Origin of the sequence: Guptibacillus sedimenti (assembly GCF_028610665.1) — a bacterium.
Classification (GTDB): Bacteria; Bacillota; Bacilli; order Bacillales; family Guptibacillaceae; genus Guptibacillus; species Guptibacillus sedimenti.
This window is the reverse complement of record NZ_JAQQWV010000001.1, coordinates 1206683-1222325: the sequence shown is the minus strand read 5'-3', so window position 1 is coordinate 1222325 and position 15643 is coordinate 1206683. Positions and strand designations below refer to the sequence as shown.

Sequence of the window (15643 nt, the reverse complement as noted above, 5' to 3'; positions counted from 1 at the left end):
GTGTGTCCCCCTTTTAAGTTGTTAAGCTACCATCTGCCAGTGCATTTTTTCTATTAAAGAAGTCTTTGCATGCACAGAAATCATCGCTTTCTGTCGATTATATTGTGACATACCCATTGTACTCCCATCATTTAGGACCGTCAAGAAAACGCGTACATTTTGAGTTTTCAAAATTGCTTTGCTAGACTTTCATTTCTATCTATTGAATACGCTTCCTTTGTTGTAAATTCTATCGTTTATGCTATGGAGGATTTTACTATTAAACGTTATAATAATTTAGTAGAAAAGCTGGGAGGAATTTATGTTTAAGAAGCGTACGAACTCGATTGATTACAGCCATGAACTAGAAACAACTGCTTTTGGGTATGAATTCTACCGAGAAATTCTTATTCCTGAACTTCTTGGAAGTGAGCAGCCTGCTGTTTTATACTGGACTGGAAAAGAAATGGCCAGACAGTTCCCTCTCTCCACACGAGAAGAGATTGAAGAGTTTTTTCAGCGTGCTGGTTGGGGGCGATTATCAATTGTACAAGAAAAAAAGAATGAAATAACTTTCGATCTTCATTCAGAACTCATCACAGAACGAAAAAAAACAAGTCGTATTGCCTGTTATCAACTAGAGGCAGGCTTTCTTGCTGAACAATATCAAAACATGCTCCATTGCATTGCTGAGGCCTATGAAATTGATAAAAAGAATGACATTCAATTCACAGTAAAATGGGACCCGAAAGATCAAATTTAATTGATAAAAAGGAGACCACGGCGTGGTCTCCTTTTCGATTACATTTGATTAACAGGTGTTCTCTCGTCTAGCTGGAATTTGTCATGTAGTGACTCAATTGCATAAATCATTTTTTCTTCCGGCACGATCGTTGATACTTTGATTTCTGATGTGCTAACCATTTTCATTTCAATTCCATGTTCAGCAAGTACTTCAAACATCTGTGCAGCAACGCCTGGATTTGAAATCATACCAGATCCAACTATTGATACTTTAGCTAGATCTGATTCATGATAAATATGTTCATAAGGAAGTTTCACTTTGATACGACGAAGGACATCTAGCGTTAACTCGAGAGAAGCAGTTTCAATTGAAAACGAGATGCTCGTTGTATTTTTCTCTCCTGTGCTTTGAATGATTACATCTACGTTAATGCCATTTGAAGCAAGGGATGAAAATAGAGATGGGAGCGTTGTAAGCTCATTCGGTAAACCTGAAATTGTTATTTTTGTAACATTACTTTCAAAAGCAAGACCTCTAACCACCAAATTTTGTTCCATTGATACGACCTCCTCAATTAGCGTTCCAGGTTCATTTGTAAAACTCGAGCGTACCTCGAGCAGAATATTGTAGTTTTTTGCGAATTCTACCGCTCTCGGATGCAGAACACCAGCTCCAAGATTGGCTAGCTCAAGCATTTCATCGTATGAAATGGTAGAAAGCTTTCTTGCACCTTTTACGTAGCGAGGATCGGTCGTATATACGCCATCTACATCCGTATAGATTTCACAACGATCTGCTTTAAGAGCGGCTGCAATTGCGACAGCTGTTGTATCAGAACCACCGCGGCCAAGCGTTGCAATGTCAGATGTATCCGTTAATCCTTGGAATCCTGCAACAATCACGATTTTCCCTTCAGCAAGATGTTGATTCATCCGGGAAGCATCTATATCAAGAATTCTTGCATTACCATGAAACGTTTCGGTTTTAATTCCAGCCTGCCAGCCTGTTAGTGAAATAGCATCGTAACCTTCTTCATTTAAGGCCATTGAAAGAAGTGCTGTTGTCACTTGTTCACCAGTCGTTAGGAGCATATCAAGCTCTCTTGGAGATGGTTTAGAAGTAATTCCTTTTGATAATCCTACAAGTTCATCAGTTGTTTTCCCCATCGCAGAAACAACTGCTACAACCTCGTCTCCATTGTTTACAGCTTCCATTAGTCTTTTGGAAACATTTTTAATTTTGTCTACATCTCCAACAGACGTACCTCCGAATTTCAATACACGTAGTCCCACTCTCTCCATCCTTTCTTTCATACAGCTTGGTTATCCCTATGCGTTTTACTCGCATCTTACTCATACTCACGAATTTAAGAGTCGAAATGGATAAATTGCTTCGCTAATAAAAAGCGATGCCTCTGTTTTTTATATACTTTAATGATTCTTTTCGCTATTAAAGTATAAAAAAACAACAATGAGAAAAACCTCACTGTTGTTTTCATAACAAATCCAAGAAAACGTCCCTTTGTGAGATAGTTCTCCATCCAATTCCCGGGTAGGTATTGGATGACAGCTCTGCATTTATTCAATACAGATCCAGTTTCAGACGGATAAGCGCCTTTCCACTTCGGCAAATTCCCCTTTCAACTTCGATCAACGAGTCTTAACACTCTCCCGTAAGCTTACTAATGGTTTTTGCGCCTCTACCATCACTTCAACTTTCGAAGTGTGGAACTATTAAATTTCACTCATTATAACGAACTTACGTGAATGCCGCAAGATGTTCTTTAAAATTAATTTGATTGATTTTCAAATCGAGCCACAACTTCCTCCGCTACATTCATCGGTAATCCGGCATTATGAAGATCTTCTGCAGTGGCTTCTTTCATTCTTTTAATGGATCCAAAATGATTCAACAACTTCTTTTTTCTTTTCTCACCTATACCCGGGATGTCATCAAGGCTTGATTTAAGCATTGATTTACCTCGAAGCTGCCGATGAAACGTAATAGCAAACCGATGCACTTCATCCTGAATTCGCTGTAAAAGATAGAATTCCTGACTATTTCTTGGTAAGAATACACCCTGCGGAGGATCACCAATGAGAAGGTGAGATGTTTTATGTTTCTCATCTTTAGTAAGAGAGCAAACCGGAATTTCAAGACTAAGCTCATTCTCAAGAACGTCTTTTGCTGCTTGTATTTGAGCAATGCCTCCATCAATGATAATTAAATCAGGGAGTGGTCCACTTTCCTTTAACACTCTCGAATATCTTCTTCTGACAACTTCTTTCATTGATCCTACATCATTTGGACCATCAACCGTTCTTATTTTATACTTTCGATATTCATTTTTCTTTGGTTTTCCATCAATAAACACCACCATCGCTGAGACTGGGTTGGTTCCCTGGATATTTGAGTTATCAAAAGCTTCAATTCGAAGAGGTGCGTCTATACCGAGCTGATGGCCCAAATTTTCAACAGCATCAATCGTTCTCTTTTCATCTCGTTCTATTAATGAGAATTTCTCATTAAGTGCAATCGTTGCATTTTTCATTGTAAGCTCTACAAGTTCTTTTTTCTTTCCGCGCTTAGGTTGATGAACAGGAACTTGAAGAAGTTCTTCAACCATCTGAGCATTTACCTGCTGAGGAAGTAAAACCTCTTTCGGTTTAGGATGATTTTGCTGAAGGTAGAATTGACCGATATAGGTTAAGAAATCTTCTTCAGCGTCATTATAGAAAGGAAAAAGCGAAACATCTCTTTCAATTAATTTCCCCTGTCGTACAAAGAAAACTTGGACACACATCCATCCTTTGTCAAAGCTATAGCCGAATATATCTCGATCGATGCCATCATTGGATTGGATTTTCTGAACTTCCATTACTTTATCGATATGAAACATTAAATCTCGAAACTCTTTCGCTCGTTCGAAGTCCATGTTTTCTGAAGCAGTCATCATTTTTCGTTCGATATCTTCTTTTACTTCTTGATGACCTCCGTTTAAAAAGCGGGTAATGCCCTCAATCATTTCTTTGTTTTGTTCCTTTGAAATATCGTTAACGCAAGGCGCAAGACATTGTCCGATATGATAGTAAAGGCAGACCCGATCAGGCATCTTTCGACACTTTCGCAATGGATAGAGACGGTCCAATAATTTCTTTGTTGCACTAGCAGCATATGCGTTTGGATATGGACCAAAATATTTCCCTTTATCTTTTTTGATTTTGCGTGTAGTGATTAAGCGCGGCTGCTCTTCAGCCGTTATTTTAATATAAGGATAGCTTTTGTCATCTTTAAGCATGACGTTATATTTTGGATCATGTTTTTTGATTAAATTAAGCTCTAAAATAAGAGCTTCAAGATTTGTAGATGTAACGATATATTCAAAATCGCGTATTTCCCCTACTAGACGCTGTGTTTTCCCATCGTGTGATCCGCTAAAATACGAACGGACTCTATTTTTTAACACTTTCGCTTTCCCGACATAAATAATCGTTCCCTGGCGATCTTTCATCAAGTAACACCCGGGTTGGTCAGGAAGAATCGCTAGCTTATTTTTCAGATGTTGTTCCATACTGACTCACCTCTTTGCTCCCTTTCAAGGCGTATCTATGTTCCCCTTTTATTGTAACATAGTCACTCTTTAACCGATTACTTTAGAAACTCATATAACACAATGTCATGATAGACAGGATCATATAGCGTTGAAGAATGAAATGTTTGGATTCGTTTCACTTGATCTTGAATCGGTATCCCTTGTTTTGCAAACCCTTCAACTACTTGCTCTGTTAAATACACGCGATGATTTTCATAATAACGAAGATCTGCGAGAAAGGTTGAATAGGTGTAAATTTGTTCATGTTCAAATGAAACACGATTAAAAGACATTACCCTTGTTTCTTCCCAAGTATACACAATAAGCGGTTCACTCTCGTCTTCTAGGTAATCAATTAATTGATAAACAGCCGCTGGATCGTTTGCTTCCTTCATGGTTATATAAGAAACCACTGACTGCACGCTAATTATGACGGCTAACAATAGCAACATTTTTTTCGACCCATCATATTGTTTTTTTAATCCACACCATAGAAATCCAAGCAATACCATTCCAGGAAGCGGGAGAATATGTCGAGGCTTATCTATATTCTGTGCAAATAAAGCCCAAAGAAAATAACTAAAGATCATACTGGCAAACGCCCATCCAAACCATGAGACTTCCCTAATCTTTATTGGTTTCTTCACTCGAACCATTGATAAGTATACGAAGAGTGTTAAGAGTAATAACAATACAAAAAGGTTTTGCCCACCAATCCCTGTCCATACAATATTATTTAGAAAAAGATGAGATAGACGCTCAAAAAAAGAACTCGATGCGGAAACAGCTGTTCCTCCCCATTCTTCAAAGTGACCTTCAGAGAATCCTAATGCGAGCTGAAGAAAAGCAGCGACCCCTCCTTCAGAAACAGCAAGACCTCCAACCCATATGAACTGAAAAACTGCAGCTACTAGTACTTGCATCATTAAAAAAGAGAGATATTCTTTTTTTGTATATTTGTTTTTCCGATGAATCAATAGCCACACGTAGCCAATTCCGAACGGTAAATACGATAATCGCACCCCTAGTAATAAACTAAAGAAAAATGAAGATATTACGATCCAAACAGTTGAATGTTTAGTAAAGCCTTGTTGTAAACTCCACATATACCACCAGAGAATTGCAACCGCTGAAGCTTCACTCATCGGTTGAACGGTTAGTACATTTATAAACACCATAGATTGAATAAGACTGACTGCTACAATGCTAAACGTCTTTGAGAGAAACGATCGACTTATTCTATACATTGGATATGTGGCAAGTAGCATAAGAAGAGAATTCCAAGTTGCAAGTGCCTCAGCTGGATTAGAAATCCATTTGTTTAGCCAAATGCCTCCAAGAATAAAATAAGGATACCCTGGAAAATGTGGCTGCATTGCAAATAAATCAAAACGATCGAGGGCTAAAGTAAAGTCAACTTGATCCCAGGAACGTGGGGACTCGATTGCATAAATAAATCTCCACCATACGAGTAACATAAGGCTAATGAGTGACAAAACCCATACCAGGGTATGAATGGCATACCGTTCCTTTCGATTTCTAAAAGCTCGATTCATTTTGTATCATCCTTTTCAGTTTCAAACAGAGGCGCAAAGCTATCGTTTGCGGTACTAATGATGAAAAAAAGCACAAGACGATTTATTCCGCCTTGTACTTAGTGAGCTTATTTTACTGCAGATTCATTCATCTCGTTCGTTGCTTTAAAAACAGCTTTATTATTAGGTTCTTTTACTTCTGCTTTTACAGGCTCTTTCTGGTGATTGACGAGCAAGTAAATCACGGTAAAGTAACCGACATACGCTATAATTTCTTCAATGGAAGGCATTGAGGAATAACCAAACAATGCTTTAAAGAAGATACCGATATCACCAGAGAGTAACGGAGCTACCCCTTGATCTCGCACATAATGGGCATAGTCAATTGGATGCTCAGGTAAAAACCATGTTAAGTCATATACATGAGGCATAACACTGCCAATTAATTTAATATCCTGCATCATTGATATTCCCTGTACAAATAACCCACCTGCAATGAGTACAATAAAAATACCAGTGATTTTAAAGAAGGATTTAAGTGGAATACGCATCGTACCTTTAAAGAAAAAGTATGAAACGGCGGAAGCAATTAAGACTCCAGTAATCGCTCCCCATCCTTCAAATCCTTTACCGATGTCCCCTCCAGTAATCGCTGCAAAGAAGAAAACAGTTTCAACACCTTCTCGTAGAACAACTAAGAAGGAGTGAATTACCATCCCAATAACATTACCTGTCGTAATGTATTCCGTCATCTTCCCCTCAGTTTTACCTTTGAGGTTACGGCTATGCGAAGCCATCCAGAATACCATTTGAGTTAATAAAACAGCTGAGATAAGCATAATGGAAATTTTCAGGTAGATCTCGCTTCCCATCGCTGCGAATCCTGTGAAAACAACCTGAAACAGCATGGCAACTCCAATACTTGCTACAACAGCAAGACCGGCTCCTAACCAGACAAACTTGTTATACTGGCACTGTCCCATTCGTTTCATATAAGTGGTTATGATTCCAATAATGAGAAGCGCTTCAAGTACTTCTCTGAACATGATCAGTAATGCCTGAATTTCCATTAAACTTTCCCCTTTCTACAAACAAATGCTTAGCGACGACGCTTTCTTGTTGTAAAAATGACAACTCCAACAATTATTGCTACAAGAATGATGAGCGGGATCCAATTCGAGAGTTGACCTAAATCAGTCCAATCTGTTTTCCCACTCGACGTTTCTTCTTCAGTCGCACTTTCACCAAAGTGACCGATCTCAACCGATTTCATTTTAAAATGATCTTGTAATCCATCAAGAATAACTTTCTTGCTTTCAGCAAACTGTTCTTCATTCGATTCTTTCTCACCAACCCCAAACAAACCAGGATTACCGAGAGAATCAAGTATAACTTCAAACTCATTTTTTATTGTTTCGTCAAGTTCAGGATTTGTGTCTTTCACTACTGGAGAGAGCGTTTTATATGTAGCATCTGCTTTACCAACCAATTTTCTTGTCGTATCATACTCTTCAAAATCTTTCTCTACATTTTCAAGTCTTCTAGAGATATTAAGCACAAGGATTTGCTGCATATTTGTCATCACAGCTTCTTCATTCTCATTGTCTAATTCAGTTTGAACAGCCTGAACCGCATCATCACCCATATGTAATTGTATTTCTTCTTTGACAGAAGAAAATATTTCGTTGGCTTGATTAAAATTAGGAGGAGATTCATTTAATTTAGCAGACATCTCACTATAGGCTTCAGCTACTTTTTCTTCAGTAGGATCTCCATAGGAATAAGCCTGAGCAAGATCTGGTACAGCAAGAGTACAAATAAGTGTTAGTAAAAAGACTGATGATAGAATGCGTTTTTTCATTAGAAATCCTCCTCATTGATAATGATAATGATTATCATCATTGAAGTCAATAACAGATCGGTAATTAGTGTGACTTTTCTGCCATGATTGTTTCCATCTTGCTAAGATTGAGATCATGGGCATGATAGTTGATTGCTACCTTCTGAACGGGGCGAGTCATTTCCTTAAAAATTGCTGGTAAAACGGAAGTTAAATACGCTTTGAATTTAATATAGGATTCACCTGTCGAGCGTACTTGATAAGTGATTGGCACTTCCTTAACTCTAAATCCTTTTCTAACAAGATTTAATGTTAGTACCTGAGCATAGTTGTAATCATGAATAATTTCACTGTGCTCCATCGCCTGTCTTGAAAACACCCTCATTCCTGATTGCCCATCATAGATCCACTTTTGCAAAAGGAGTGATTGAAGAAACGTAAAACAATAATTGCCTAGCCGCCGATGTAATCGCATGCCATCAATCGTTCCTTTAAACCGAGATCCCATCACATAGTCTGCTTCGCAATTAAAAACAGGTTCGAGTAGGTCTGGTAATTGCCATGCCGGGTATTCATTATCAGCATCAAGCATAACGCCAATATCTGCGCCAAGTTCGACTGAGTGAGAAATTCCTTTTCGAACCGCGGCACCAAGTCCTTGATTTGTTTTAAAAGAATAAATGTAGTCTGCACCCGCTGATTTTGAAACTTCTACAGTTCGGTCCGTAGACCCATCGTCTATAACTAATACACTTACGCGAACGGTAGGATGAATATCTCTTGGGATTTGTTTGATTACTTCACCAATCGAATCCTCTTCGTTGTGTGCAGGTAAAAATACAATGACGTGTTGCTTCATTTTATTACTTCTTCCTTCCTATCTTGAAAAGCTTCCTCTAAAATTGCTCCCCTACTATGCGATGGAATAGGGGCTCCAAGTAAATGCGCCACTGTCGGTGCAACGGACGTAAGGCTATGTTTTTCTTCGACAATTTTTCCTTTAGCAATCGATGGGCCATTTAAGAAAAATGGCACGAACCGTTCCCCTTCATCAAGATGGCCGTGTCCCCCGATTCCATCCGCCTGTCCATGATCCGCGCATACAATCAAAGTTGTGTTTTCCATAAATCCATTTTCATGCAGGAAGTGAACATAATCTTCTACTAATTTATCAGCTTCTTCAATTTTTTGAATGTAATCATCATACAGTACACCTCTTGCATGTCCTGTTTGATCAGTACCAATTAGCTGTACCGTAAAGAAGTCAGGGTTTTTATCTAGCATAATCTGACGGGCACCCTCCATAATTTTCGTATCTGCCACATCATTGTTCATAACAGCCGTGACAGTATCGACATCATCACCCATCGCATCAACAAGGTGAGCAATTCCGAGAAGCCTTCCTGTCTTTCCAACCTTTCGTAGTGAATCAAAAATCGTTTCTACTTTTACACCTAGATTCCAAACCATATTGGACTTGATACCGTGCTCAAGTGGATATGTACCTGTCATCATAGAAGAAAAGCAAACAACAGTACGAGCTGGATAAACAGTTTCCATTTGACTGTATTCTGTCCCATTTTTCTTTAAAGAATCAAGGAATGGCGTGTTCGCTTCCTGAAATCGTTCTTTCCGCATCCCATCAATCACGATCATAATGACACGATCGTTTGTAGGAATAGATTTCACTGGTTTTGTGTAATCCGATTTCACCGCTGGTTTCCAGTCAAACAGGTAATGATGAAGAATAAAGCTAAACAACCATATTCCTGCATAAAAGAATGCAAGTGTTGTCCAATCAAACGTACTTCTATTCGTGAGAGAAGTTTCAATAACCGCGGTCCAGATCGATATAATTAACAAAAATTTAGGGAGCTGTTCTTGTGCGTTACCGCTCGTGGAATCACTATTCTTAAGTACCAACTTCCAGAAGCGAGTGAAGTTCAGCCAACTTGTTCCAATACGAAGATGATAGTAGAACGTGCCCCAAAAAAAGACAGTAAAGAAAAAATAAAGGCCGATCCCTAGCATAGCCGCTGTTAAGGAGAATTGATCAAAAATCAATAAATATCCTACGAGAGGAATCCACAAATAATTTCGTAAAAATAAAGGATAATCATAAACATAATAAAGTACGAGAATTGGTAATACAGCAACGAACCCTAGAAAAAATGCTCCCCAAAACGCACCCGAAGTCCACTGCGTAATAAATAATAACAACATCGTCCCCGTTACAAAAATAGGGGTAAATGGTTTACCTTCATTTAGAAGATTCCAGCATCTAGCTGCTATCTTTTCAAATCCTGAAGCTTGTTTCATGATGTTTCTCCTTTCTTTTTCATAAACGACCTCAACTCCTGAAACCGAAGAGGATAAAGATAAAAAGCAACTAAACCAGAGACAAAAGAATAAGCATATTTAAAAGCATGAGTAACAAGCGCAATTGAAAAAGCCTCTTCCCATCCAATACCAACCTGATGAAGTGACAAGCTCATCACACTTTCATAAGTGGCAAAACCACCAGGAGCAAGCTGGAACACCCCTGATCCAACTGATAAAGCGGTTACCCACATAGCGTCCAAATAGGCAAAATGATGGTTAAAGCCAGCAACGGAATAAACGACGATCCCTTCAGCTATCCAACTGAGACATGAAATGAGGAAGATAAGAACCATGTAAGGCGAGTTTACTAGTTTCTTCATCATAGCGAACTGTTTGTACAAAAAACCCGCATTAGTTTTCTTTCTTACATACAGGATAAGAGTTAATACACTCACTAAACAGAGAGTTAGCATTCCTAATAAAAACGTTGTACTAATCGTAATCCCAAAAAGTTCTGCACCAATCATGGCAAAAACACCAAGCCAGAAAAGATCAATTGCACGTAGGATGACAACAGATTGAATAGACGCTGTCCATTGTCCTTTTTGTTTATGCGCAAGAACCCCCATTCGTACAGCCTCTCCTCCCTTAAACGGTAAAAGGTGGTTAAAAAACAAGCTGTAAAAGATTCCTGCCAAATAAACTCTCATGGAAATGGTCCTGTCAACAAGTAACCTCCAACAAAAACCTCGTAATAAAAAAGAGGACGTATACCCGATAACCATTACAAACAACAAGCCTGGGTTGCTGATTAACTCTTTAGTAAGGGTGGTTAGCGTAGTAACATTAAATTCATTTAACAGAAGAAATGCAAAGAGAGAGAGTAGTAACAAGCCAAATACCCATTTTATAATTCGTGATAGCTTTTTGCCCATTCAATTGTCCTTCTTATCCCTTCTTGAAAGGTTACTTCAGGAGAATAGCCCAGTTCATTTCGTGCCTTACTAATATCTCCCCACGTATGCCGAACATCTCCTCGCCGAAACGTATCTTCTCTCACCTTCGCACTTGGAAAATACTGAGTAAGCAATTGGATCAACTCTGTGAGATGCACAGGTGATCCCGAACCTAAATTATAAACTTCAGATAAACCGCCCTGCTTAAAGGCTAACGTTATGCCCTGAATAATATCATCAATATAAGTGAAATCTCTTGATTGCTCACGATCATACACGGTGATCTCCTCGCCTTTTATCAACTTCTCAATAAAGAGGGGAATCGCCATGTCTGGTCGCCCCCACGGTCCATATACGGTAAAGAATCGCAGTATCGTTAATTTAAAGCCATAGAGCGATTGATATGCGTGACAAAACGATTCTGCTCCTGCCTTCGCCGCTGCATAAGGTGATTTCACTTTCCCACTAGCTTGCTCTTCCTTCACTGGACCCCCTTCTCGACTTCCGTATACAGAAGAAGACGATCCGAACAAAATATGAGGTATACCAGCTTCACCCGCTGCACTTAAAACATTCACGACTACTTTGATATCCTGATCGATATAATCTAATGGATGTTTTAATGAAAATTGAACACCAGGAAGGGCAGCAAGATGGATTACTTTATCATAATTGTGGGCTTTGAAATGGGCCGATGTTTGATCAGCATCTAACAAATCAAACCTATGTACACTTATAGGTCCATTTTTCTTAATTTCCTCTAAATGTTCTACCTTTCGCTCTACATGATAATATGATGAAAAATGATCAATAAGCGACACGTGGTGACCAGCTTTTAAAAGCGTTTTTGCAAGACTACTGCCTATAAAACCTGCCCCTCCAGTAATTAATACCTTCATACTATGCACTCCCGCTATACACTTCAATCTCTAAAAAACTTAATGACAAGAGAAATGGCCGCAATTAGCGGCCATTTCAATCTAAAACTATTCTACTACACTTTCTAGTGTGGTCAAAATTTGTTCACTTAGTTTATTTGCCTCTTCAGCGTCGTTATTCGAGACAGCATCAAACCAACTTTGTGCATCTTCGTACACAGCATTTGTCTCATCTTCACCTAGTGCTTCCATTAACGGCATTTCGATAGCTTTTAAGAAAACGTTGGCTTCCATTGCAGCCTCTTTTCCTTCAGAAAGATTGTTTTCATCTAATTCAGCTACTTTTTCATGATAGCCTTTAATTTTTCCAGCAAATGCTTTTTCGAACAAGTTAGATACTTCATCCGCTTTAATAGCCTCTGGATCATTGCTAATATCGAATAGCTCGCTTAGCTTCTGTGCAGCTTCTTCATCTCCGCCTGAGAGAGATCCTTTAATAGCTTGATAAAATCCAAGTGCTTCTGTTTGCATAATTTGAAGCTCTTCTGTTTCATCAGAGCCTACGGCTTCTTCAATTTTCTCAGCATATGAATTCGCTGCCAAGTAGTAGCTCTTATATATTGATTTATCAGTTACCTGCTTTGTTACAGCGAAGTTTTCCATATCTCCTTCAGAAAGAGCGTCTTCCTGTGCTGAAAGACCATTATTGATGTTTTCTACAAGACTAGAATCTCCTTCAAGTTCATAATAGGAGTCGCGTTTTTCTGCAGTAGGAACGAATACTTTCTCAGTAAGTAATTTTACTTCTTCAAAATGAAGCATCGCTTTTTCATCTTTTTTCGCGTCCTTCGCATCAATTACCGCTTGTTGAAGAGATTTTTGTTTCTGATAAAAGTATGACTGTGTGCCTTTATCAATCATTTGTCGCGCAACGTTTTGATCAAGCTCACCTGATTTACCCGCTTGTATACCTGTCGTGATAAAGGTATCAAATTCATTATCGATTTCATTCACAGCGCTTTTCAATTCGCTTGAGTAAGTAGATTCAATAAGGTCCCAGTCCACTTCTTCGTTTTCTTTCATTTTGTTCAGCTCATCCAACATCTTTTGATACGCTTCCACTTGTTTTGTAGTAACAGCGTTTTCAATCGTCATATCATTTGATTGAGTTTCAGATGATTGTGAAGCGGAATTTGTTTGTTCCTGAGAATTGCTACCTGTATTTGCAGCATTTTCAGAATCATTACCACATGCAGCGAGAACCGTAGCTGCAAGCGTAATAGAAGTAAATAGCATCGTTGATTTTTTCATTATGTAGAACTCCTTTTCAACAGGTCGTTTATCCAAGATGATTATATCGAGAACGATTATCAGTGTCAATAGCATTTCTTTTGGAGATCCCACAAAAAAAGCATTCGAATCTGATTTACAGATTCGAATGCTTTAAACATTCTTCCTTATTGATGCTTAGAAAGTGTTTGTGCTAATGCTTCTTTTGGTTGGAAGCCGACAACCTGGTCAACAACCTCACCATTTTTGAAAACGAGAAGCGTTGGGATGCTCATTACACCAAATTTGCTTGCTGTTTCCTGATTTTCATCAACGTCAAGTTTTACTACTTTCACGTCGCTCATTTCAGCGTCAAGCTCTTCTAGTACAGGAGCGATCATTTTACAAGGGCCACACCATGGTGCCCAGAAGTCTGCAAGAACGAGACCTTCACTTGTTTCTTGTGCAAAACTTTGATCCGTTGCGTGTACGATAGCCATACTGTATCTTCCTCCTTAAACATTTATCACTTGAGAATACCAGGTTAAGGCCGGTTGCCTCAGTGTGCTCTGCCATCTTGATATTTCATCAACTGGCACAAATTGAGTATATCATTAATCGTCTTTCTGATTCCATTCTTTTGACTTACATTCATTCTTCCCTATCTTTTAGAGAATAAAACGCTCCCACTAAAAACATGATTCTTAATTAACTTCATCAAAAAAGCGAGCTGTATTAGCTCGCTTTTATCTTAGCTTGTTTGTAAAACTTTTTTGAATTCCTGTGTCAGAAGTGGCACCACTTCAAACAAATCTCCAACAATTCCATAGTCCGCTACACTGAAAATGCTTGCTTCAGGATCTTTATTAATCGCAACAATTACTTTTGAGTTGGACATACCTGCTAAGTGTTGGATCGCCCCAGAAATTCCACAAGCAATGTAAAGATCTGGCGTTACCACTTTACCTGTTTGCCCAATTTGAAGCGAGTAATCACAATAATCAGCATCACAAGCGCCGCGAGATGCCCCAACAGCAGCACCGAGAAGATCTGCAAGTTCCTGTAGCGGTTCAAATCCTTCTTCACTTTTAACGCCTCGACCGCCAGCTACAATTACTTTGGCTTCAGAGAGGTCGACACCAGAAGTCGACTTACGTACGACTTCCTTCACAATCGTACGGAGGTCTTTGATCTCTACGTTTTCTTCAAAAACTTCTCCGGAACGTGATTCATCGATCTCAAGAGCAGCAATATTATTCGGACGAATTGTAGCAAGAACAATGCCTTCTTTTACTTTTTTCTTTTCGAATGCTTTACCCGAATAAATTGGTCGTGTAAAGACGACTGCTTCTCCATCAAGTTCAATACCAGTAGCATCTGAGATAAGACCAGCATCAAGCTTACTTGCAAGTCGTGGTGCCAAATCTTTCCCCATTGATGTATGTGGCATTAAAATAGCATCAGGATCAATGCTCTCAACGATCTGTAAAAATGCTTGCCCATAACCATCACTTGTATAATTTTTTAGTTTTTCATCTTCCACTTTAATGACGCGATCCGCTCCGTAATGAAAAAGTTGATCTGTTAAAGAGCTCACATTTTCTCCAGCAATGGCTGCAATTACTTCACCACCGGCTGCAATTTCTTTCCCTGCACCAATTGCTTCAAATGAAACATTTCGTAATTCATTGTCACGCGCTTCTGCAAATACGAGAACTTTTTTGGCCATGGTTGATCCCCTCCTATATAACTTTCGCTTCCTGGCGAAGCAATTTCACTAATTCTTCCACTTGATCTCCAATTTCACCTTCAAGTACTTTGCCAGCTTCTTTTTTAGGTGGCAAATAGACTTCAATTGTTTCTGTTTTAGCTTCAATTTCATCCTCATCGACATCAAGATCATCATAATCAATTTCTTCTAGAGGCTTTTTCTTTGCTTTCATGATCCCTGGTAGCGAGGGATAACGCGGTTCGTTTAGCCCCTGCTGAGCTGTAACAAGCAATGGGAGTTGCGCTTCAACAACTTCCATGTCCCCTTCTACATCACGTTCCATTGTAGCCGTTGTTCCATCGATATCAAGCTTCGTAATCGTGGTTACGTAAGCGATCCCAAGTTTTTCAGCAAGGCGTGGCCCGATTTGACCCGTGCTGTTATCATTTGATACATTTCCGCCAAGAATAATATCGTATTCTTTATCCTCAAAATAAGCTGCAAGAAGGGCGGTCGTCGTATACTGATCACTTTCATCAAGATCTTCATTGTTAATGAGGACGGCTTTATCTGCGCCCATTGCTAGAGCTGTACGTAGCTCTTTTTCAACTTCTTCATCCCCAATGCTAACCACTGTTACTTCTCCACCATGATCGTCGCGTAGTTGAATCGCTTCTTCTATCGCATACTCATCATATGGATTGATGATAAATTCAACGCCTTCTTCACTAATTTTCCCATTTTCAATAACGATTTTTTCCTCTGTATCAAATGTTCTTTTCATAATGACATAAATGTTCATATCTTTATCCCTCC

Annotated in this window: 14 protein-coding genes and 1 riboswitch; of the genes, 1 reads left to right on the top strand and 13 read right to left on the bottom strand. The window is 39.0% G+C overall.

The genetic code is table 11. From position 1 onward, the window contains the following. The first annotated feature begins 301 nt into the window (after positions 1 to 301). Complete coding sequence (locus tag PQ578_RS05910; protein ID WP_098444452.1) at positions 302 to 742, top strand: YslB family protein; 441 nt, start codon at positions 302 to 304, stop codon at positions 740 to 742. 38 nt (positions 743 to 780) lie between these two features. On the opposite strand, the gene PQ578_RS05905 is transcribed toward PQ578_RS05910, so the two are convergent. The 13 genes from PQ578_RS05905 to PQ578_RS05845 form a co-directional block, all read right to left on the bottom strand. Next, positions 781 to 2016 (bottom strand): aspartate kinase, encoded by a 1236-nt coding sequence (locus PQ578_RS05905; RefSeq protein WP_098444453.1) that lies wholly within the window; start codon positions 2014 to 2016, stop codon positions 781 to 783. Between the two features lie 229 nt (positions 2017 to 2245). Further along, a riboswitch (Lysine riboswitch) is annotated at positions 2246 to 2434 on the bottom strand. A gap of 79 nt (positions 2435 to 2513) precedes the next feature. Next, complete coding sequence (gene uvrC / locus PQ578_RS05900) at positions 2514 to 4295, bottom strand: excinuclease ABC subunit UvrC (protein WP_273832605.1); 1782 nt, start codon at positions 4293 to 4295, stop codon at positions 2514 to 2516. 77 nt (positions 4296 to 4372) lie between these two features. Further along, positions 4373 to 5872, bottom strand: a complete 1500-nt coding sequence (locus tag PQ578_RS05895; RefSeq protein WP_273832604.1) for a hypothetical protein — start codon at positions 5870 to 5872, stop codon at positions 4373 to 4375. A gap of 107 nt (positions 5873 to 5979) precedes the next feature. After that, positions 5980 to 6921: an FTR1 family iron permease gene (locus tag PQ578_RS05890; protein ID WP_273832603.1), complete on the bottom strand. Its 942-nt coding sequence runs from the start codon at positions 6919 to 6921 to the stop codon at positions 5980 to 5982. Positions 6922 to 6950: 29 nt separating this feature from the next. Continuing rightward, positions 6951 to 7712, bottom strand: coding sequence for a hypothetical protein (locus PQ578_RS05885; RefSeq protein ID WP_273832602.1), 762 nt, complete (start codon positions 7710 to 7712; stop codon positions 6951 to 6953). A gap of 64 nt (positions 7713 to 7776) precedes the next feature. Next, positions 7777 to 8550, bottom strand: coding sequence for a glycosyltransferase family 2 protein (locus tag PQ578_RS05880; protein ID WP_273832601.1), 774 nt, complete (start codon positions 8548 to 8550; stop codon positions 7777 to 7779). After that, positions 8547 to 10010: an alkaline phosphatase family protein gene (locus PQ578_RS05875; RefSeq protein ID WP_273832600.1), complete on the bottom strand. Its 1464-nt coding sequence runs from the start codon at positions 10008 to 10010 to the stop codon at positions 8547 to 8549. The genes PQ578_RS05880 and PQ578_RS05875 overlap by 4 nt, the downstream gene beginning before the upstream one ends. Then, positions 10007 to 10948 (bottom strand): lysylphosphatidylglycerol synthase transmembrane domain-containing protein, encoded by a 942-nt coding sequence (locus PQ578_RS05870; RefSeq protein ID WP_273832599.1) that lies wholly within the window; start codon positions 10946 to 10948, stop codon positions 10007 to 10009. The genes PQ578_RS05875 and PQ578_RS05870 overlap by 4 nt, the downstream gene beginning before the upstream one ends. Further along, positions 10921 to 11868 carry an NAD-dependent epimerase/dehydratase family protein gene (locus PQ578_RS05865; protein ID WP_273832598.1) on the bottom strand — a complete coding sequence of 316 codons (948 nt, stop codon included), beginning with the start codon at positions 11866 to 11868 and terminating at the stop codon, positions 10921 to 10923. The genes PQ578_RS05870 and PQ578_RS05865 overlap by 28 nt, the downstream gene beginning before the upstream one ends. Positions 11869 to 11955: 87 nt before the next feature. Further along, positions 11956 to 13158 (bottom strand): hypothetical protein, encoded by a 1203-nt coding sequence (locus PQ578_RS05860; protein ID WP_273832597.1) that lies wholly within the window; start codon positions 13156 to 13158, stop codon positions 11956 to 11958. Positions 13159 to 13304: 146 nt separating this feature from the next. Beyond that, the gene (trxA, locus tag PQ578_RS05855; protein WP_098444463.1) at positions 13305 to 13616 is read right to left on the bottom strand and encodes a thioredoxin; all 312 of its coding nucleotides are present in this window, start codon (positions 13614 to 13616) and stop codon (positions 13305 to 13307) included. A 251-nt stretch (positions 13617 to 13867) separates the two neighbouring features. Continuing rightward, positions 13868 to 14845, bottom strand: coding sequence for an electron transfer flavoprotein subunit alpha/FixB family protein (locus tag PQ578_RS05850; RefSeq protein ID WP_273832596.1), 978 nt, complete (start codon positions 14843 to 14845; stop codon positions 13868 to 13870). Positions 14846 to 14858: 13 nt separating this feature from the next. Continuing rightward, positions 14859 to 15629 carry an electron transfer flavoprotein subunit beta/FixA family protein gene (locus PQ578_RS05845; protein WP_098444465.1) on the bottom strand — a complete coding sequence of 257 codons (771 nt, stop codon included), beginning with the start codon at positions 15627 to 15629 and terminating at the stop codon, positions 14859 to 14861. Positions 15630 to 15643: the final 14 nt, after the last annotated feature.

What these genes read in the sequence shown, in the direction of transcription:
- PQ578_RS05910 (WP_098444452.1), top strand. Translation starts at nt 302, where the DNA reads ATGTTTAAGAAGCGTACGAACTCGATTGATTACAGCCATGAACTAGAA.
- uvrC (WP_273832605.1), bottom strand. Translation starts at nt 4,295, where the DNA reads ATGGAACAACATCTGAAAAATAAGCTAGCGATTCTTCCTGACCAACCC.
- PQ578_RS05895 (WP_273832604.1), bottom strand. Translation starts at nt 5,872, where the DNA reads ATGAATCGAGCTTTTAGAAATCGAAAGGAACGGTATGCCATTCATACC.
- PQ578_RS05890 (WP_273832603.1), bottom strand. Translation starts at nt 6,921, where the DNA reads ATGGAAATTCAGGCATTACTGATCATGTTCAGAGAAGTACTTGAAGCG.
- PQ578_RS05885 (WP_273832602.1), bottom strand. Translation starts at nt 7,712, where the DNA reads ATGAAAAAACGCATTCTATCATCAGTCTTTTTACTAACACTTATTTGT.
- PQ578_RS05880 (WP_273832601.1), bottom strand. Translation starts at nt 8,550, where the DNA reads ATGAAGCAACACGTCATTGTATTTTTACCTGCACACAACGAAGAGGAT.
- PQ578_RS05875 (WP_273832600.1), bottom strand. Translation starts at nt 10,010, where the DNA reads ATGAAACAAGCTTCAGGATTTGAAAAGATAGCAGCTAGATGCTGGAAT.
- PQ578_RS05870 (WP_273832599.1), bottom strand. Translation starts at nt 10,948, where the DNA reads ATGGGCAAAAAGCTATCACGAATTATAAAATGGGTATTTGGCTTGTTA.
- PQ578_RS05865 (WP_273832598.1), bottom strand. Translation starts at nt 11,868, where the DNA reads ATGAAGGTATTAATTACTGGAGGGGCAGGTTTTATAGGCAGTAGTCTT.
- PQ578_RS05860 (WP_273832597.1), bottom strand. Translation starts at nt 13,158, where the DNA reads ATGAAAAAATCAACGATGCTATTTACTTCTATTACGCTTGCAGCTACG.
- trxA (WP_098444463.1), bottom strand. Translation starts at nt 13,616, where the DNA reads ATGGCTATCGTACACGCAACGGATCAAAGTTTTGCACAAGAAACAAGT.
- PQ578_RS05850 (WP_273832596.1), bottom strand. Translation starts at nt 14,845, where the DNA reads ATGGCCAAAAAAGTTCTCGTATTTGCAGAAGCGCGTGACAATGAATTA.
- PQ578_RS05845 (WP_098444465.1), bottom strand. Translation starts at nt 15,629, where the DNA reads ATGAACATTTATGTCATTATGAAAAGAACATTTGATACAGAGGAAAAA.